The sequence below is a fragment of the Stanieria cyanosphaera PCC 7437 genome, assembly GCF_000317575.1.
Classification (GTDB): domain Bacteria; phylum Cyanobacteriota; class Cyanobacteriia; order Cyanobacteriales; family Xenococcaceae; genus Stanieria; species Stanieria cyanosphaera.
The window spans coordinates 977,119-996,925 of sequence record NC_019748.1; the positions used below are offsets into that span (position 1 = coordinate 977,119).

Below are 19,807 nucleotides of genomic sequence, written 5' to 3' on the forward strand. Positions count from 1 at the left end.
ATCAAATAGGGTATTTTTATTCTCTTAAGATTTAAAATAATATAAATCTATTGATTTTTAAAATGATCTGCTACTCTTAAGGCATTAGCAATAATTGTTAAAGTAGGATTGACTGCACCCATAGCAGGAAAAAAGCTACCATCAACCACATAGAGATTTTCGACATCGTGAGTACGACAGTTGAGGTCAAGAACATTTTTAGTGGGGTCAGAACCAAAACGACAAGTTCCTGCTTGATGCCAACCGACTTCAATCGGCATTTTTTTGGCAAAAAATAGGAAAAAATCTAATTTTCTGAGATAATTTGTCCAAATATCAATTAAATCTTGGTGAGGTTTGAGATTATTAGCTTGATAATCAACTTTGATTTTGCCTTCAGAATTAACAGTAACGCAGTTTTCCCAACGAGGTAAATCTTCTGTAGTTAACCACCAATCCACTGAATGTTTTGCTATATACTCCAAACTAGATTGAGGTACAGAATCAGGCATAAAAGCTTTTAATCGATTCCATTTTGCTTTACCCGTCAATTGTATTTGTCCGAGAGGATAGTTTTGATTCGGTCCTTGAAAATAAAAATCGTTCACTCCCAAGGTTTTTTGAAAAATAGTATCGTTGGGTTGGTCGGCAACAGCAATTAAGGCGGAATGATTGTGTAACATTAAATTGCGCCCTACCATTCCTGAAGAATTAGCTAATCCATTAGGATGGCGATCGCTTTTTGATTTCAGGAGTAAAACAGCAGAATTAATAGCTCCGCAAGAGACAACGAAAGTATCTGCTGTAAATTTAATTATTTCGCCTTCTTTTTCTGCTTCTACGGCTGTTACTCTTGTTCCACTGGCATCGGTTATTAATTTGGTTACCCGAGTATTAATTAATAGTTCAACATTACGATGTTGCAAGGCAGGATCGACACAAGTGACTTGGGCATCGCATTTAGCATTAACTAAACAAGGATAAGGATCGCAAGTATCGCAGCGAATGCAAGGACGCTGTGCGGGATAATCTTCATCGCGGTTTAATGCCAAAGTAAGATGAAAAGGATGAAGTCCTAAATTTTCCAATCCATCAGTTATCTGTTGAATACGGGGTTCATGATGCAATGGTTTAAAAGGATATTCTGCTGAAGCTGGTGGTTCGGTAGGATCTTCTCCTCTAATGCCATGAATTTTATAGAGACTTTCGGCACGAAGATAATAAGGTTCAAACTCACTATAAGAAATTTCCCAAGCAGGAGAGACACCATCATAATGTTGTAATTCACCAAAGTCTTCTTCTCGCATACGTTGCAAAGCAGCACCATAAACTTTGGTATTGCCACCCACATTATAAAAAGCTTCAGGACTAAAAACTTGGTTATCTCGATCTAACCATTGTTCTTGAGTTTGATACTTGTGGTCTTGAAAAATCGCTTCAGGATTCCAATTATCCTTTTCCCTAGGTAAATATCCACCTCTTTCCAAAATAAGAATGCGTTTACCTGTAGCTGCTAAGGCATAAGCAAGAGTGCCACCACCAGCACCTGTACCAATAATAATCAAATCGTAGTGTTGCGTCATAGTTATCTTTGATTAGTAATTAATTATTAATAGTTTTTAATTTTTCTACCCAATCAGTACTGTGAATTTGGTCTGCGTCAGGCATTTGGTTTAAACTCATTAATTTAGCGATCGCAGCAATGTCTTGATCTCTTCCACATCCTGCTACAGCAAGAATCCGATCATCTTTAACATAAAAAGCGAGAAATTCCTGTTTCTTTAAATCACCATCAAGTGCAATTTGATCCCATTCAGTAGCGTGTCCGACATAACGCAACTTGAGGTCATATTGTCCCGACCAAAAGAAAGGAATCGCATCAAATTTGATTGGTCTAGGATTAACCATATTATAAGCAGCGGTGCGTCCATGTTGGGCTGCTAATCGCCAGTGTTCGATTCGAGTAGGTTTGCCCATAGGTGCATAAGGAAAAGTAGCAATATCCCCTGCTGCATATAAATCTGGTGCTGCTGCTTGTAAGTATTCGCTGACGGGAATACTATGATCTTCAGCTAATTCTACTCCTGTTAAATAATCTGTGATAGGTTCTACACCAATTCCCACAATGACTAAATCTGTATCAATTTGTTCGCCATTGTCTAAAACTACCGTTTCGACTTTACCGTCACCTTGCAACTCGGTTACTTTGGTTTTTAAATAAAACGTCACTCCCTTTTCTTGATGGAGTTGTTGGAACATCTTACCTACTTCTTCCCCAAGAATTTTGGCAAAAGGAACAGAACTAGGAGAAACTACCGTTACTTCAATACCCTGTTGTCTTAGACTCGCTGCTGCTTCCATACCGATAAAGCTAGAACCAATAACCACAGCCTTTTTAGCTTGTTTAACAGTCTTAAGAATATCTTGGGCATCTTCAACTTGTCGTAGAGTAAAAACATGATCTAAATCTGACCCAGGTATATTTAGTTTTCTCGCTTTACCTCCCGTAGCAAGTAATAAAGCATCGTAGGGAAGAGTAGAATTGTCTGCCAAAGTAATAGTTTTAGTAAATGTATCTACTTTAGTTACTGCTTGACCAAAACGTAATTCAATGTCATGTTCTTGATAAAATTCACAGGAACGTAGAGGTAAAGAATCTTCTGAAGCTTTGCCTTGAAGATAATTTTTACTTAGTTTAGTACGGTCATAAGGTAAATTGGCTTCCTGACTAATTAAAACTATTTTTCCTTGAAATCCCTGCTGACGAAGAGTTTCTGCTGCTATCGAACCACCCGCACCAGCACCAATTATGACAAAGACGCGCTTATCTTCAGAATCATAATCAACCATTGTTGGTGTGCAACCATCGGGAATTTCTTTCGGTATTTGTACCAGGACATTTTCCCCTTCAATTCTGACAGCAAAGCTAGGTAAATCGTTCAGTGCAGGTGGTTCTTTAAGATTACCGTTAGTTAGATTAAAACAAGCATGATGCCAAGGACAAACTACTCTTTCTTCGTGTAAAACACCCTTAGCTAAAGGTGCGCCATAATGAGTACAAAATGCCCCAGTCGCATAAAATTTACCATTAATTTTAGCTAATAAAATTTGCGAATCATCTACGGGAATTTGTTGCATCTGTCCATCCCGTAAATCTGTAGTTTTAGCTACTATAATTTCTTTCATGTTTAATTGAATCTATAATTACTTTTCAAGAATTTCGGCAAAAATTCTTAACCTTCATTGTTAAAAATAATTAAGTATTTATGTATCTAGCTCTAGTCTCATCTAAGAAGTAAGAATAAGATTAAATAAATTTGTATTTAAATATATAGTGGGATTGTTGATTAGAAAAACATCTAACTTTAGATACATTTTGAAGGAAAGATTTGTATATAAATTAAATTAGTAGAGACGTAGCACCGCTTAGTCTTTACTGATCACTGTTCATTGTTGATGGTTGAGACCTACGGTAGTGCGCTTCGCTTATGTTAATGGTTGATTGTTATGAGTAAAGTAAAAAGTAAAAAATTGGTAACTGGTGACTGATAACTGATAACTGATAACTGTTACCTGTCGTACTCGCTGCGTTGCATAATCAATTTTGCTATTAAAGCTGTCCAACCAGTTTGATGAGAAGCACCTAATCCTGCGCCATTGTCTCCATGAAAGTATTCATGAAAGAGAATTAAATTTTGCCAATTGGAGTCATGAAATTGTTCAAAATCTCCGTAAACGGGTCGATATCCGGATTCATTAGCTTGAAAAATTGCAATTAACCTTCTTTCTAGTTCTAAAGCTACTTCCCAAAGAGATACTAGATTTCCCGAACCTGTGGGACATTCGACTTTAAAATCATCACCATAGTAATAATCAAATCGCTGCAATGCTTCGATTAATAAATAATTAATGGGAAACCAAATTGGTCCTCGCCAATTAGAATTACCACCAAACATCGCAGTTTGAGATTCTGCTGGTTCATAACCTACTTGATATTCTTCGTCATTTGCCTGAAAAGTGTAAGGATGTTCGGCGTGATAACGAGAAAGGGAACGAATGCCATAATCACTCAAAAATTCGGTTTGATCGAGCATTTTTTCGAGAAGGCGACGCAACTTATCTCGGTCTACTATGGCTAATAAACGACGAGAATTTTGACCACAACCTTCCATACAAGCTATGTTACGACTTAAATGGGGACGATTGTTAATAAACCAATTAACTCGTTTAGTAAATCCTGATAACTTCTCAAAAGTCTCGCTTTTAATAATAGTAACTGCTAAAAGAGGAATTAAACCTACAAGCGATCGCACTTTGAGATCGATATTGTTTCCATTGGGTAAATCTAAAACGTCATAATAAAAACCATCTTCATTATTCCAAAGTGTGTAACCTTCTGGCCCAATATGGTTCATCGCTTCAACGATATAAAGAAAGTGTTCAAAAAATTTACTGGCAATATCTTCGTAAACTTCATTATCCGATGCCAACTCCAAAGCGATGGTTAGCATATCGAGACAAAACATTGCCATCCAACTTGTACCATCTGATTGAGATAGTTTACCGCCTGTCGGTAATTCATCGCCACGATTGAACACGCCGATATTATCTAAACCTAAAAAACCACCTTGAAAGACATTATTGCCATCCTTATCTTGTCGATTGATCCACCAAGTAAAGTTTAATAGTAGTTTCTGAAATACTCTTTCTAAAAACTTTTTGTCCGAACGTCCATATCTTTTCTGTTCAATAGTATAAATGCGCCAAGCTGCCCAAGCATGAACTGGGGGATTAACTCCATCAAAATCCCATTCATAAGCAGGTAATTGCCCGTTAGGGTGCATATACCACTCACGAGTCAAACGATCTAATTGTTTTTTGGCAAAATCGATGTCAATCACTGCTAAAGGAATTAGATGAAACGCCCAATCCCAAGCTGCAAAGTAAGGATATTCCCATTTATCGGGCATCGAAATCACATCATCAATATGAAGATGTACCCAATCACTATTTTTTCCTTGTTTACGTTCTTCTGGTGGTGATGGTTGTCCAGGATCTCCTGCTAACCAAGTATCAATAACATAATGATAATATTGTTTATTCCATAGTAATCCTGCAAAGGCTTGTCTTTGAACGTTGCGTAATTCTGGATCTTTTTCATAGGGAGAAATGCGTTGATAAAATTGTTCTGCTTCTTGAAAACGAGTTTGAAAGGTATCGTGGTATTCTTGTCCGAAAGGTAACTCTAACTCAGGATTGTTACAAAGTCGCAATTGAATTGTAGTGGTTTTTCCTGCTTCAATTTCTAAAGTATAGTAAGCAGCAAATTTTGTGCCGATATGATCAGGATTAACTGCTGATTTTTCTCCTTGAACTACATACCGATGAAAACTATCTTTAACATAAGGAGATTGATTTTTTTCTCCTGATAAACGTTGATAGTTGGTATTGTTTTCGGTAAACAGTAAGGGCGTTTCGCGTTCCCGAAGGGGGCGAAGCAACGCCCTTACTGGCTGTTCGCAATATAACCATCTCTTTCCTAGATCGGGATGTTCAGCTTCAATGGTACTAAATTGATCATTGCGATCGTATATTTTTAATCTTGGTTTTTCAACATCGTAACCCCAAGACCAAATATTGCGAAACCAAAGAGTGGGTAATAAATGTAATCTTTTAGTTTCACGATTGTGATTGGTAACGTGAATATTAATTAAAATATCTTCGTCAGTGGCTTTAGCATATTCGACTGTGATATCAAAATATTGATGATCATCAAAAATACCTGTATCGATCAACTCAAATTCTCGCTCTTTTAATCCTCGCTTTTGATTTTCTTGTTGCAATTGTTCATAAGGAAAAGCTTGCTGAGGATATTTATATAAATACTTCATATAAGAATGAGTTGGAGTATTATCAAGATGAAAATAATACTCTTTGACATCTTCACCGTGATTACCTTGACTATTACTTAAACCAAATAATCTTTCTTTTAAAAAAGGGTCTTGTTCATTCCAAAAAGCTAGGGCAAAACACAATCTTTGATGGTTATCAGAAATTCCAGCAATACCATCTTCTCCCCAACGATAAGCTCGATAATGAGATTGTTCAAAATCAAAATATTCCCAAGCTGAACCATCTTTACTATAATCTTCTCTGACTGTTCCCCAAGAGCGATCGCTTAAATAACAACCCCAACGTCTCCAATAAGCTTGTCTTTCTCGGTCTTGTTTTAATCTAATTTCTTCTTGAGTTAATTGCTCAGATGTTGACATTGTTAATGTAATTGTTAATTTATTGAACTTGAAAAGTTTGACAATAATCAAAATTGTCTTATTTAAGAATATGTAAATCAATGTCAAACCCAATCATCCTTAAGCTAGACATTTTATGCGTTAAAACTAATCCTAAGTTGGATGCTTTAATTATTTTTGATACAAATATACAACTTTAATAATTAAGTTTACCAAATCTTTAAATATTTAATCCGTCTAAAGTTAGAAGATACTAGTTGAAAATGTTGTTATTCTCTGACTATCTAATTAAAAAAGATTAGTTTTTTATTTTTAATTCCAACTCAATTACTTGTTTCATTAATTTCAATTTAACTCATTAAATAAATATTATGACTACACCAAACAATCCAAATAAAACTAAATCAGAACAATCTTATCGCGATGGTTATTATCAAGGTAGAGCAACAGAAAATCGTTTGCAAACAGAAACAAGAGCTAGCCAAAGTAATGGTGTTTCAGCAGGATTAGTTTTAGGATTTTTATTAGCTATTCTTGCTGGATTAGGAGTAGCTGCTTTCTTTGTATTTAATGGTAACAATGAACCTGTTTTATCTCCTAATGACTCAACATCTACTGAAATAGAAGAACCAAATACACCTGATAAAGAAACTACTATTATTGAAAGAACAATCGAAAAAACTCAAGAAGTTGTACCTGTACCTCAAGCACAACCTAGTAATCCTACTCCTACTCAAACTGAATCTCAACCTGTTGAAAACTCGATTACTATTCCTATCATTCAAGAACCCGAAAAATCTAATCAAGAACAAACCGAACCAACTAAAAATCCAGTAGAGTCTCCAGAAAAAGATAATCAATCTAGTCAGGAGTTAGATCAAAATCAAACTGAACCAGAATCAACACCTTAAATTGGTGCAAATTAATTAAATTGTTAAAGATTCCTTAAATTCACAAAAATTAAATTTTTGGCTAAAACCCACAGTAGGAGAGTAAATTATTCTCCTATTTTTTTTTCTTTTAAATAATTTCTTAATTGGATGGGAACAAAAATATTACCTTAGTTAATCATTTTTTAAGAGATTTACTGTTAGTGAGCAACTATTCTCAGTAAATTCATACTAATATTTTAGTACATTTTTTCTACTTAGAAATCAAGACAAAATTAAAATCTCTATCTGTCTTGTTCTATCTTCTTCCACCGCCAAGTATGAGATAAATTTTGCTCTTAATCTCAAACAATTTCTTTCAAGATGAAAAAATTCTCATCAAACTCTTATGGTGGTTTTATACAACCTTATTAAACTGAAATTAATCAAGAAATAAACTTTTCTTAAATTTATAACCTAAGCAAGATTTTTAGGAGGATAAAAGCAATTAATCAATTAATCTAGACTCACACCATTCTTGTCAAAAAAAATAAACTTAAATCTAATATTTTTAATAATTTAAAAAGATACAAAAGCTATTGTTTTGGCTTGAATAGCACTTAAATCGACTAAAAAAATAAACAATTATTTATTGAGATTATTTTTATAAACTGGTGCATACCTATTAGTATAGCCCGATCGCTTTCCTCAAGCATTACCCAAATTTATTTTATTACTAGGAAAGTTTATGAAAAATTCATCTTCTCTATTAACTCTCAAAAGACAACAAAATCCAAAGCTGCGCTCAATCTATTTAGATGACCGCTCTGAGATAAATATTCATCCTGTCTCACGATTAACACAACTAAGGGATCTAAAAACTTGGAACAACAACCAAGAATTGCCAACATTTCCCAATAATTCACCAAAACATAGCCGAAGAAAATTGAGAATCGCTCTTTATTCCCATGACACGATGGGATTAGGACACAAACGTCGTAATCTCTTGATTATGCAAACTCTTAGTTCTTCTAATCTTGATGCAGACATTTTGATGATTAGTGGAATGTCCGAGGCAAATAATTTTTCTATGCCACCAGGGATAGATTGTCTGACACTGCCAGCATTATATAAAAAGAGCGACGGACAGTATCAATCAAGACGTTTAGATCTTTCGTTATCAGAAATTATTAATTTGCGATCGCAAGTAATTCGCACTACCATCCAAACTTTTGCACCCGATGTTTTGATCGTAGACAATGTGCCACGCGGAGCAATGAAAGAACTTGATTCGACTTTAGAATATTTACGCCATAGTAAACAAACTTATTGTGTTTTAGGTTTACGCGATGTTTTAGATGAATCAAGCGTTATTCGTCGAGATTGGGAACGTTCTCATAACGAGCAAGTGATTCAAAACTATTACGATGCCGTTTGGGTGTATGGAGATGCTAATGTTTATGATCCAGTAAAAGAATATCAGTTAGCCCCTGAAACAAGTGCCAAATTTCATTATCTGGGTTATTTAGATCAAACAGCGCGTTTAAAATTTAGTGATGAAGCCAGTAAACAGGCAGTTAAATCTCTTAATCTACCATCAAAACGTTTAATTTTGTGTGTGGTTGGTGGAGGACAAGATGGAGCGCAGCTAGCAGAAGTTTTTGCTCGAACTAAATTGCCCTCCGATGCTTACGGTTTGATTTTGACTGGACCTTTTATGCCACAAGAAGTTCGCCAACGCATCCAAGCTAGGATAAACAAACGCTCCGACCTATTTTTACTAGATTATTTTCCTGAACCAACGTTGCTGATGAAGCAAGCAGACCGTGTTATTGCTATGGGCGGTTACAATACTACCTGTGAAATTCTGTCATTTCAAAAACAAGCTCTGATCGTACCTCGTATTAAACCTCGTCAAGAACAGTTGGTACGTGCCGAACGTTTACAAGCAATGGGATTAGTTGATATGTTACATCCCGACCGCCTTAATGCTAGCAATTTAAGCAAGTGGTTAAAAAAACCAGAGCATTTACCAAAAGTAAGAGATCAGATAGATCTCAACGGTTTAACTCGTATCCCACAATTTTTAGCCGAAATGCTTGCTGTTACTCATACTCATCACTCTATTTAAGTTAAGAAGAAAAATGTCGCTCCAAAAACCGATGCGCGTTGGTTATGTACTGAAACGCTATCCCCGTTATTCTGAAACCTTTGTGGTCAATGAGATTTTGGCTCACGAAGCGGTAGGACTTGAAATTGAAATCTTTGCCCTGCGTCCTCCTGAAGATACCCATTTTCAAAACATTATTTCTCAGGTACGCGCCCCTGTTCATTACATCCGCAGACCAGCACAAGGACGTAAAAGCGAATCACTCAACAGTTTAGCACCTACGGCAGCCAGCTATTTTTGGGCAGAGTTACAAGAAGCTAGTCGAGTCCTACCCAATTTGTGGTCAAAGTTGGGCGTAGGGTTTGGGGAAAGAGCTAGTACTGTTTATCAAGCTGCCTGGTTAGCACGGGAAGTGCAATTGAAAAACATTACTCACCTCCACGCTCATTTTGGTACAGTAGCAACTAGTGTCGCTCGTCTTGCTTCTCACTTTACAGGTGTTCCCTACACCTTCACTGCTCACGCCAAAGATATCTTTCACGAAAGCGTTGATTATGAAGATTTACGTCGCAAACTCAGTGATGCTTCAGCCGTTGTTACCGTCAGCGATTTCAACCTTAAGTATCTTCAAGACACTTATGATACCGCTGCGGAGCGGGTACAACGAATTTATAACGGCTTAGATTTATCACAGTTAAATTATCATTCCCCTTTGCATCGTTCACCATTAATCGTTTTTGTTGGTCGACTGATTGAGAAAAAAGGCGTATTAATTCTAGTGGATGCTTGTGCCAAGCTGAAAGATTGGGGTTGTGAATTTCGCTGTCAAATTATTGGAACAGGTTCACTTCAAAAACAATTACAGCAACACATTCAACAATTACAGTTAGATTCAGTTGTCGAAATTGTTGGCCCTCGTCCACAAAATGAAGTATTTGAATCTATCCAGCAGGCATCTGCCTTTGCTGCCCCTTATGTAATTGGTTCAGACGGTAATCGAGATGGTTTGCCAACGGTACTATTAGAATCAATGGCATTGGGAACACCGTGTGTGGCTACTGATGTCACAGGAATTCCAGAAATTGTTCGACACGAAGAAACTGGTTTACTAGTGCCTCAACACAACGCCGAAGCTTTAGCTCACGCTCTCAAACAACTTTTAAACAATGCTACTGAACGGCAACAATTATCATTACAGGCAAGAAAATTGATTGAAAATTTATTCGACATTCACCGCAACACCGCTTCTTTACGGACGTTATTCCAATCAACCAATACAAAAATTAATCAACAAATACTTCAGGAGGTTTAATTTATGCGTATTGCCTATATTTGCGCCGATCCAGGCGTTCCAGTTTTTGGTCAAAAAGGTTGTTCAATCCATGTGCAAGAAATATTGCGATCGCTATTAAAACTTGGTCATCAAGTGACTTTGTTTGCGATTCGCTTAGGAGATCATCCCCCTGAAGACTTAGCTCAGATTCCTGTTTACCGCTTGCCTCCTATTCCTAAAGGAGAGCAGTCAATGCGAGAAAAAGTCGCTTTAGCAGTCAATCCAGATTTACAGCTAGAACTTGAACTAGCGGGTTCATTTGATCTAATTTACGAACGTTACTCTCTCTGGAGTTTTAGCGGGATGGAATATGCCCGAGCCAAAGGAATTCCAGGTATTTTAGAAGTTAATGCACCTTTAATTGAAGAACAGGCAAAGCATCGAGGATTAATCTATTGCAAAAGTGCTGAAGGCGTTGCCCAACGAGTCTTTACCGCAGCGAGTAAGATTGTGGCTGTTTCTGCACCAATTAAAAATTATTTAACTAACTATGTAAGTCCCGAAAAAATCCACGTTATTCCTAATGGTGTCAATTGCGAGAGGTTCGCTTCACCTCTACTTCCCACTTTTCCTACCAATTCAGAAACTTTTGTCGTAGGATTTGTCGGTAGTTTGAAACCCTGGCATGGTCTATCAATTTTGACCGATGCTTTTACTCGTCTGCATCAACGAGTTTCCCAATCAAGACTTTTAATTGTCGGCGATGGTCCCGAACGAGAAAAAATAGAAGCTGATTTGTTGGCACGAAATTTACAATCTGCCGTTCATTTTACAGGTGCTGTTACCCCTAATCAAATTCCAGGATTGCTAGCTTCGATGAACGTGGCGGTTGCTCCGTACCCTGAACGAACCGACCAACGGTCACGCTTGCGACCTGGAGTTCGACTCCAGGTCGGTCGTGACTTTTATTTTTCTCCCCTCAAAGTCTATGAATACATGGCAGCAGGATTACCTGTTGTCACTAGTTCGATTGGACAACTTACTGATTTAATCGAAGACGGGATTAATGGCATACTTTGCCCTCCTGGGGATGCAGAGGCATTAGCCAATGCTTTGGAACTACTATGGCGATCGCCAGAACTAGCCATGAGTCTGGGTAATTTGGCTCGTCATACTGTCTTACAAAATCATACTTGGGATGCGATCGCTCATGAAATCCTAACCTTAGCGAATGTTAATCAACTAGTAGGAGGATTTAGGTAAACAATGGCAGCGAGCAAATCTTTACAAAAGTCTATTCCTGGACTATGGAGGGTTTTGCGTTATTTCTCTCCTTACATTCGCAAACAGCAAAAATTAATACTTATTAGTGGAATTGCTTTAATTGCTGATGTAGGGCTGCGCGTTCTCGAACCTTGGCCTCTCAAGTTTGTGTTTGATTACGTTTTGATTCAAAATCAACCACCTGCAAACCTACCCTTACTGAATAACCTCACTCCTGTTTGGTTACTAACTTTTTCCGCTCTTGCTGCGATCGCAATTCCTGCACTGCGCGCTCTTGCTGCTTACTGGAGTACGATCAGTTTAGCTTTAGTAGGAAGTCGTGTTATCGCTGAAGTACGCGAACATCTTTACCGCCATTTACAAAATCTTTCTCTTTCCTATCATACTAAAGCCAGAAGCGGTGATCTGATTGTCAGAGTTAGTAGCGATGCTAGTAGACTACAGGAAATTTTAATTACGGCAGCCTTACCCCTATTAGTTAGCATTTTGACTTTGTTTGGGATGTTAGTGGTGATGTTCTGGATTGATCGCGATTTAACGCTGCTTTCCTTAATCACACTGCCTTGGTTTGGTTTACTAGCAACTCGTTTAAGCGAACGTATTCGGGAATCTTCTCTAAAACAACGTAAGCAAGAAGGTGCAGTAGCTGCTACCGCTGCCGAGTCTATTGCTGCGATCAAACTAGTCAAAGCTCTTTCTCTTCAAGAACCATTTGCTCAAATTTTTGCTCGACAAAATCAAAGTAGTCTTAATGAAAGTGTCCAAACTCAACAATTGGCTTCTCACCTAGAGCGAACAGTTGATGTGGTCATTGCTATTGGTACAGCAGTAGTACTATGGTACGGCTCATGGCTAGCATTGCGAGATGCCCTCACTCCTGGAGATGTACTAGTATTTCTTACCTATCTGAAGAATGCCTTTAAACCAGTCCAGAATTTTGCCAAATATACGGGAAGATTAGCCAAAGCTGCTGCTTCGGGAGAAAGAATCTTAGATGTTTTAGAAGAAACTCCCGATGTTCAAGATTTGCCTGGTGCAATTACTGCACCTTCTTTTCGTGGTGATGTGGAATTTGAGCGCGTTAGTTTTGGTTACGAACCTAACCAAATCCTGTTAAACAATATCAATTTAAAAGTACAAGCAGGACAACAAGTAGCCATTGTGGGAACTTCTGGCGGTGGGAAATCTACTCTAGTTAGCTTACTAATGCGTCTTTACGATCCTATTTCTGGTGCAGTAAAAATCGACGGACGAGATCTGCGAGAATACACCTTAGATTCTATGCGATCGCAAATAAGTACCGTTTTACAGGATAGTCTTTTATTTGCTGCTACCATCCGCGAAAATATTGCCTATGGGGTTGATGTCAGCGAAGATGAGATTATCGCTGCTGCCAAACTTGCCAATGCTCATCAATTTATTACTGCACTTCCCCAAGGCTACGATACAGTGGTAGGAGAACGCGGTGCAACCCTCTCAGGAGGACAAAGACAAAGAATTGCGATCGCTCGTGCTGCTATTCGTCAAGCACCAATTCTGATTCTTGATGAACCTACTACTGGTTTAGATAAAGAAAACGAACAGGTTGTCATTGAAGCTTTACAAAGACTTGCCCAAAACCGCACAACTTTTATCATTACTCACGATCTTCATCTGGCTACCCGTGCCGATTTAATTATTTATTTAGAAGGTGGACAAATAAAAGAGCAAGGCAGTCACTCACAGTTGCTTCGTAGCAATGGTCGTTATGCAGCCCTTTATCAAATGCAATCGGCAGTTAAGTAGAGACGTAATATATTACGTCTGTACAAAAGTAAAAAGTAAAAAAAATGGTGTTAGCCTCAAACGTTTTTGTTAGCGATCCTTTTAATAGCGCGAACGATCCGAAAATGCCTTTTCTAGCAGAGGCACTCAATCCAATTAAAGTACAAAAATACTTGACCAAAGCATTATTCAATCAATTCAAAAATATTCAACTTCATGCTATTCGTGTCATTCGCCATAAACTCGGACGACGTTGTGCGATCGCTTATGAATTAACAGTTGACACCCAATCTCTGGTGATAATTGGCAAAGCAAGAGCAAAAGGACTAGACCACCACAGCTACGAACTACAGCGATCGCTTTGGCAGGCAGGATTTTCAGAAGATAGTAGCGATGGTATCTCTGTACCTGAACCTCTAGGTATCATTCCCGAATGGCAGATGTGGTTACAAAAAAAAGTGCCAGGAACGATTGCTACTGATTTATTACCTGGAACAGAAGGTGTTGCGATCGCTTCTAAAATTGCTGAAGCTGCCCATAAACTACATCAAACTGGTATTTTTACCCGTCGTTGTCACACTATGAGCGACGAATTAAACATTTTACATGAGCGTCTTCCTCAAGTAGCTCAACAATATCCCCAGTGGGAAAAACGGTTAGAACAGATTTTATCAAAGTGCGATCGCTTAGGGGCTAATACTCCAGAACTATCACAGTGCGGTATTCACAGGGATTTTTATGGCGACCAAGTTATTGTCAATGGCGAGCATCTTTATTTGATCGACCTAGATCTTTATTGTCAGGGCAATCCTGCTCTCGACATCGGTAATTTTATCGCTCATATAACTGAGTATAGTCTTCGTATTTTAGGCAATCCCAATGCTTTAGCGGATCGAGAAGCAGCTATGGCAGAAAGATTTATTCAGTTTCATGGAGAAGCGATTCGTTTAGGGATACAATCTTATACCACGCTGACACTAGTAAGACATATTTACATTAGTACCCAAATTAGCGACCGTAGTTCTTTTACAGAAGCAATTTTAGAACTGTGTGAACAGCGTTTGCGCTAAAGGAGATTATTGAAAAAGGATCAATGATGAATCAAGAGGGAAAATTTCGTTTAATTATTTTTAGTAGTCTTTTAATGTTGATTAATGTCACTCCAGCCACAGCATCTTCAATCAGAAAAGTCCAAGATTATTCTTCTCAAATTCCCTCAGTTTCACAACTATCAGATGTCAGTCCTGATGACTGGGCATATGAAGCATTACGTTCTTTAGTAGAGCGATATGGCTGTATTTCAGGTTTTCCCGATGGTTCTTATCGCGGGAATCAGACCTTGACTCGCAACGAATTTGCTGTCGCTCTTAATAATTGTTTACAAAATATTGAAAGTTTAGACACACAGATTGAGCGCGATACCTTAGCAACAATTCAACGTTTGCAATCGGAGTTTTCTCCTCAACTAACAAGATTAGGTAACAAGATAGAACAACTAGAAACTAGAGTCACAACTCTAGAAAACCAACAATTTTCACCCAACCTCGAACTCGAAGGCGAAGTGATTTTTGCACCATTGGTTGCTATTGGCGGAAACAAAGCTGATGGCAGTGGTGAATCGGTAGAGGAAAATGTGGCTTTAGGCAATCGTGTTCGTTTAACTCTAGAAAGTAGTTTTACTGGCAAAGATGAATTAAAAGTTCGTCTGCAATCACGTCAAGTTGCTGAATTGGAAGAAGTCACAGGCACACAAATGTCTAATTTAGGATTTGATGGTGATGATGGAGAACAATTTGAAATTGATGAATTAGGATATCAGTTTCTGCTTGGTCAACAAACTAGCATAACTCTCAGTACGGGAGGTGAAGGTTTAGGTGACTACGTTCCGACAGTTAGTCGTTGGTTTAGTGGTAGTAGCGATGGTTCTATTTCCACCTTTGGACGAGAAAATCCGATTCGTCGCCAAGGAGAAGGGGCGGGATTGGGAATATCTCACGATTTTAGCGATGCAATCAATTTTTCTACTGCTTATGTCGCTATTGATTCTGAAGATCCAGAAGCGGGTCTTTTCTATGGCCCTTTTGCTGCGATCGCACAAGTTACTTTTACTCCCCTAGATTCCTTAGCTTTTAGCTTGACCTACACTAATTCTTACAACAGTTTTAATACGGGAACAGGTAGCAGACTAACAGGCAATCCTTTTAACGATAGTTCTGATGCTATCAAAGCTAATGCCTATGGAGCAGAGGCTGCGATCGCTATTACCCCTACTTTTAATATTGGCGGACGAATTGGTTATTTAGAAGCAAACGCCAAAGATTTATCAGAAAACCCCGAAGCAGATATTTTAACTTGGACAGCCTTTTTAGCTCTGGAAGATGTTGGAACAGAAGGCAGTGTTGCAGGATTGATCTTTGGTCAACCGCCTAAAGTCATCGATAATAGTTTTGGTGAAGATTTTGAAGATCCAGACACTTCTTTACACATTGAAGCTTTTTATCAATTGCCACTCAATGATAATATTGCCATCACGCCTGGTATGTTTGTAATTACTAATCCTGAGCATAACAGCAACAATGATACAATCTACATCGGTACGATCCGCACAACTTTCAGTTTTTAATTGAATAAAGATAGCGTTTCTTATTAAGGTACACCAGTATTAGTTACCAGTTATCAATTAACAATTAACCATTAATAATCAACAAAAACCAGTCTCGAACGGATGTATCTCATAGAGCGTGAAAACTGCTATATTTTCTAAAGTGGTCAAAGATCAAGGTAACCAACTTTTATCAAGTAATTTTGATTCTTCATAAGGACAATTGAGAGGAAATAAAGTTATTTTCATTCCTGTTTCTTCACTTGCCCATTCTTTTGCTTCGATGTAAGCTTCAGGAATTATTTCTGGTAATTTTCTTTTTAAAGATGGTTGTTGTTTCAAAAGTTTAGCAATACGATTGCGACTATTTATAATTGAGCCACGCCAACTACCGCATTGTAAAGAAGGTTGATATTCCCATTTCAATAAATGAGCAATTAAAACAATAAGATAACTTTCTAGTTCTCTCTCATTGCTTTTATTCAAACCTTCTAATTCCTCGATTAAATATTCTATGTTTAATTCAGAAAAATTACGCGATCGCAATAGTTCAATTTGTTTATCTAAGCATAATTCGTAGCTTTCTTCAATCATGTTTTTTTTGATTACCAAACTTCTATTTAAGATCAAGTCCATTAATCCATCTAAATAAACTTACTTGCTTCTAACTTGTCTTTTCCTCCTGCCTTCTGCCTTTGATCCTTCAGCTTCGCGCTATGGTTACAGACGTAACATGTTGCGGTGAGACCCTGCGCCACGCCAGTCGCTCCACTTGGGGATACCCCAAGACCGCGCTGGCTCACCTGCGGGCGCAAAGGAACGCTCACCAAGACACGTCTCTACTTTTTACTTTTGTACAGACGTAACATGTTACGTCTCTACATTTTTACTTTTTACCTCCTGCCTTCCCCCACCAATAACATCACTATATTTAACAACAGTAGAGTGGGCAAATGCCCACCTTAGGAATTAATTTTGTTTTAACGTTGCCAATGTTGTTCTAACAATTCTTTCGCCCTTGGCTTATAAATCAAATAAAACAAAGCTTCAATGTAACGCAACAAGTCTTCTCGCTTTTCTTTAGAAGTATAATTCCAAAAACCATAAATACGAGCTAAAGAAAGCAATTTAGTAGTGTGAATTTTCCAGGTATAGGTACTATAAACCCTTTCGATACCTTGATTAGATATTTCATGCCAATAATCGGGGTTTTGATCACATTTAGAAACAAATTCTAAGATTTTACTAGCGGTTTCTTCTAAATTCGTGGGATTAATATAAAAACCATTAATTCCGTCTTGAATAATTTCTAATGGGCCACCAAACTGAGTGCCAAAGGTAGGTAAACCAGAAATCATTGCTTCTAAAATAGTCAAACCAAAGGCTTCAAATAAAGCAGGTTGAACAAATACCCCTCTGCGGTCAGCAATTACTCGATAAATTTCGCCTGAGTCACTCTTGGGTAAACGAAGACCTAACCATCGCATCTTACCATGTAGGTTATGTTGTTCAATGATGCGATACATTTTTTCAATTTCTTCTCGTTCCTCATTATCCTGAGTTTCTGCCCCATGAATTTTGCCTGCTACTAAAATGAGGTTACAACGTTCTTGTAATTCTGGTGAATTAGCAAAACATTCTGCCAAACCCGTCAGGTTTTTAATGCGGTCTAGTCTTGCCATTGAAAAGAGTGGGCGTTTACCAGGATCTTCTAACTTACCAAAGATAAAACTAGGGTCTTCTGTGCTAAAAAGTAATTCTTCTAATTTTTCTATTTTAGAAGGAGGGCGATCCTCGCTACGAGTATAGGGGAAGTAAACGTTCTCGTTAACTCCTGGAGGAACGATATTAAACTTGGGTGAAAATAATTCAATGCCATTAACAACGTGATACAAATCTGGCATGGTGAAATTATCGTAGGATTCGTATTGTCCTACGCTATCACTTCTGCCAGCAATTTCCTGATATGTACTGCTAATAATACAATTAGCAGCATTCATAGCAATTAAATCGGCGGTAAATTGTAGAGAAAAATGATAGTTAGGTTCTAAGTCTTGCCAGTACAAGTTACTAAATAAATATTTAGACTTCTCTAAGGCATGGGCAATCGTAAACTGAGTAACTTTTAATCTGCGGGCAAGTAGAAAAGAAACCAGGTTTCCATCAGAATAATTACCAATAATTAAATCGGGAATACCTCGAAATTCTTGATAGAGTTCTTTTTCGGCATCGACAGCGTAGGTTTCTAAATAAGGCCAAATTTCAAAACGAGAAATCCAATTTTGAGTCATGTTGGGGTTGAATTCTCGCAACGGTACACGCAAAATCCAACCGTTGTCTGTACCGTGAACTTTTTCTAATCGTTCGTTACAACGAGTTCCATCACTATTGGGGATCAGACGAGTGAGAATGATAACTTTGGGTTCAATGTTGAGACTATCTAAACCAGCTAAAGAAATATCTTCTTGTAGTTGTTTTTCTAGACTTCTTGCTTGATCCAGGACATAAACTACTTGTCCACCAGTGTCAGGACGACCTAAAACTCCTTCTTGGGCAAACCATCCATGAACCGATACCAACACGATCCGAAAGATCATGGGAATACGAGAGAGGAAATCTTCTAGAACTTTGTAGTCGGGAGAGTCAATTAACTCGTCAAGAATTTCTAAGGTTTCTCTTACTCTACCTGCCGTGTTACCCCAACCCGGTTCAAAACCAAAATTTTGTAATTCAAAGCGGAATTCTTCATAAGGTTTGGATTTAGGAAATCCACTGACTAGATTTAAAGCTTGTTTAATGCGATCGCTTAATTGTTTGCGGTCTTTGATTCTACCGTTAATTAGTAGAGTATTGCCGTTATAACTATGAAGACTTAAAAAGCTATAAAGGGCTTCTAACCATTGATTCGGGTCTTGAAAGATTTTACTAGAAAGATAACGATTGAGAAATTGTACCCCTCTGCCAATATTTTTAGGGTCGCGGATCGTTGGTGAATAATCATAAAATGGTCGAAAATCGATCTCAAAGACATCTCCTTCGTCAGGATGAAAATGATTAACAAAGCGATCGCGTGTATCTAGTAGCTGTTGCACTGTCATCGCTTCGTAGTTTAAATCTTCAAAAATCCGATAAGCTTCTTGTTGGGCGATTTTGGGACGGATAATCAGACAAATGCTTTCTTTTTCGAGAATTATCTCTTGTGTGTAGTAAATTAACTTTCCTAAGTTAGAAGAAAAATATGGCTGTGCTTCGCTTTTTGTAGTGCTAAATGAATCAAAGGAACTTAAAATTTCATTACGCAATAAATATCGCTGGTCAGATTCTTGTAACTGACTGATAAATTCTCTTAAATTATTTTTTTCTTCAGAATTTAAAACTGCTTCAATCAAATAGGACATAAATTATTGCTTCCTTAGTTTACTGCTTACAAATCTATTGAGGTCTTAATTCAAATATGGAGAGATTTGAATTTTTTCTAGTTTAAGTTTTGTTTCTTAATTTATCTTATTGATCAAGCTGCATAATTCTATCTCAGGAAAGAAAAACAGCTTAAAAAATCAAAAAATAAACGCTCATTAAGTCCAACTATATCTAAACAGATTCTACATCCTCAAAAAGATATGGGATTGTTTAATATTTTCTTCAATCTAAATCAGTTCAACCAAAGCGATCGCT

12 protein-coding genes are annotated in these 19,807 nt (G+C 37.6%); 7 read left to right on the forward strand and 5 right to left on the reverse strand.

The features are described from left to right. Positions 1-47: 47 nt before the first annotated feature. The 3 genes from STA7437_RS04285 to STA7437_RS04295 all read right to left on the reverse strand — a co-directional run bounded on the left by STA7437_RS04285 (position 48) and on the right by STA7437_RS04295 (position 6,251). Positions 48-1,562: a GMC oxidoreductase gene (locus tag STA7437_RS04285; RefSeq protein WP_015192144.1), complete on the reverse strand. Its 1,515-nt coding sequence runs from the start codon at positions 1,560-1,562 to the stop codon at positions 48-50. Positions 1,563-1,581: 19 nt separating this feature from the next. After that, positions 1,582-3,165, reverse strand: coding sequence for an FAD-dependent oxidoreductase (locus STA7437_RS04290; protein WP_015192145.1), 1,584 nt, complete (start codon positions 3,163-3,165; stop codon positions 1,582-1,584). Positions 3,166-3,548: 383 nt separating this feature from the next. After that, entirely contained in the window at positions 3,549-6,251 is a 2,703-nt protein-coding gene (locus STA7437_RS04295) for an MGH1-like glycoside hydrolase domain-containing protein (RefSeq protein ID WP_015192146.1), read from the reverse strand. A gap of 350 nt (positions 6,252-6,601) precedes the next feature. Here STA7437_RS04295 and STA7437_RS24675 point away from each other — a divergent pair, with 350 nt between their 5' ends. The 7 genes from STA7437_RS24675 to STA7437_RS04330 all read left to right on the forward strand — a co-directional run bounded on the left by STA7437_RS24675 (position 6,602) and on the right by STA7437_RS04330 (position 16,153). Then, a complete protein-coding gene (locus STA7437_RS24675; protein WP_015192147.1) occupies positions 6,602-7,141 on the forward strand; it encodes a hypothetical protein in 540 nt (179 codons plus the stop codon). Between the two features lie 706 nt (positions 7,142-7,847). Next, on the forward strand, positions 7,848-9,230 hold the full coding sequence (locus tag STA7437_RS04305) for a glycosyltransferase family protein (protein ID WP_015192148.1): 1,383 nt from the start codon (positions 7,848-7,850) through the stop codon (positions 9,228-9,230). Positions 9,231-9,243: 13 nt separating this feature from the next. Then, a complete protein-coding gene (locus tag STA7437_RS04310; protein WP_015192149.1) occupies positions 9,244-10,521 on the forward strand; it encodes a glycosyltransferase family 4 protein in 1,278 nt (425 codons plus the stop codon). Positions 10,522-10,524: 3 nt separating this feature from the next. Continuing rightward, positions 10,525-11,745 carry a glycosyltransferase family 4 protein gene (locus STA7437_RS04315; protein ID WP_015192150.1) on the forward strand — a complete coding sequence of 407 codons (1,221 nt, stop codon included), beginning with the start codon at positions 10,525-10,527 and terminating at the stop codon, positions 11,743-11,745. Between the two features lie 3 nt (positions 11,746-11,748). Next, positions 11,749-13,551, forward strand: a complete 1,803-nt coding sequence (locus STA7437_RS04320; RefSeq protein WP_015192151.1) for an ABC transporter ATP-binding protein — start codon at positions 11,749-11,751, stop codon at positions 13,549-13,551. Between the two features lie 44 nt (positions 13,552-13,595). Then, positions 13,596-14,600, forward strand: coding sequence for a phosphotransferase family protein (locus tag STA7437_RS04325; protein ID WP_015192152.1), 1,005 nt, complete (start codon positions 13,596-13,598; stop codon positions 14,598-14,600). Between the two features lie 23 nt (positions 14,601-14,623). Continuing rightward, complete coding sequence (locus STA7437_RS04330; RefSeq protein WP_150109033.1) at positions 14,624-16,153, forward strand: iron uptake porin; 1,530 nt, start codon at positions 14,624-14,626, stop codon at positions 16,151-16,153. A gap of 153 nt (positions 16,154-16,306) precedes the next feature. Here STA7437_RS04330 and STA7437_RS04335 read toward each other — a convergent pair whose 3' ends face one another. Next, on the reverse strand, positions 16,307-16,726 hold the full coding sequence (locus tag STA7437_RS04335; RefSeq protein ID WP_041619751.1) for a DUF29 domain-containing protein: 420 nt from the start codon (positions 16,724-16,726) through the stop codon (positions 16,307-16,309). Between the two features lie 386 nt (positions 16,727-17,112). Next, positions 17,113-19,530 carry a sucrose synthase gene (locus STA7437_RS04340; protein WP_015192155.1) on the reverse strand — a complete coding sequence of 806 codons (2,418 nt, stop codon included), beginning with the start codon at positions 19,528-19,530 and terminating at the stop codon, positions 17,113-17,115. Between the last annotated feature and the right edge of the window lie 277 nt (positions 19,531-19,807).

Coding starts and splice junctions, on each gene's coding strand:
- STA7437_RS04315 (WP_015192150.1), top strand. CDS start 10,525: ATGCGTATTGCCTATATTTGCGCCGATCCAGGCGTTCCAGTTTTTGGT.
- STA7437_RS24675 (WP_015192147.1), top strand. CDS start 6,602: ATGACTACACCAAACAATCCAAATAAAACTAAATCAGAACAATCTTAT.
- STA7437_RS04285 (WP_015192144.1), bottom strand. CDS start 1,562: ATGACGCAACACTACGATTTGATTATTATTGGTACAGGTGCTGGTGGT.
- STA7437_RS04310 (WP_015192149.1), top strand. CDS start 9,244: ATGTCGCTCCAAAAACCGATGCGCGTTGGTTATGTACTGAAACGCTAT.
- STA7437_RS04330 (WP_150109033.1), top strand. CDS start 14,624: ATGATGAATCAAGAGGGAAAATTTCGTTTAATTATTTTTAGTAGTCTT.
- STA7437_RS04325 (WP_015192152.1), top strand. CDS start 13,596: ATGGTGTTAGCCTCAAACGTTTTTGTTAGCGATCCTTTTAATAGCGCG.
- STA7437_RS04320 (WP_015192151.1), top strand. CDS start 11,749: ATGGCAGCGAGCAAATCTTTACAAAAGTCTATTCCTGGACTATGGAGG.
- STA7437_RS04305 (WP_015192148.1), top strand. CDS start 7,848: ATGAAAAATTCATCTTCTCTATTAACTCTCAAAAGACAACAAAATCCA.
- STA7437_RS04335 (WP_041619751.1), bottom strand. CDS start 16,726: ATGATTGAAGAAAGCTACGAATTATGCTTAGATAAACAAATTGAACTA.
- STA7437_RS04295 (WP_015192146.1), bottom strand. CDS start 6,251: ATGTCAACATCTGAGCAATTAACTCAAGAAGAAATTAGATTAAAACAA.
- STA7437_RS04340 (WP_015192155.1), bottom strand. CDS start 19,530: ATGTCCTATTTGATTGAAGCAGTTTTAAATTCTGAAGAAAAAAATAAT.
- STA7437_RS04290 (WP_015192145.1), bottom strand. CDS start 3,165: ATGAAAGAAATTATAGTAGCTAAAACTACAGATTTACGGGATGGACAG.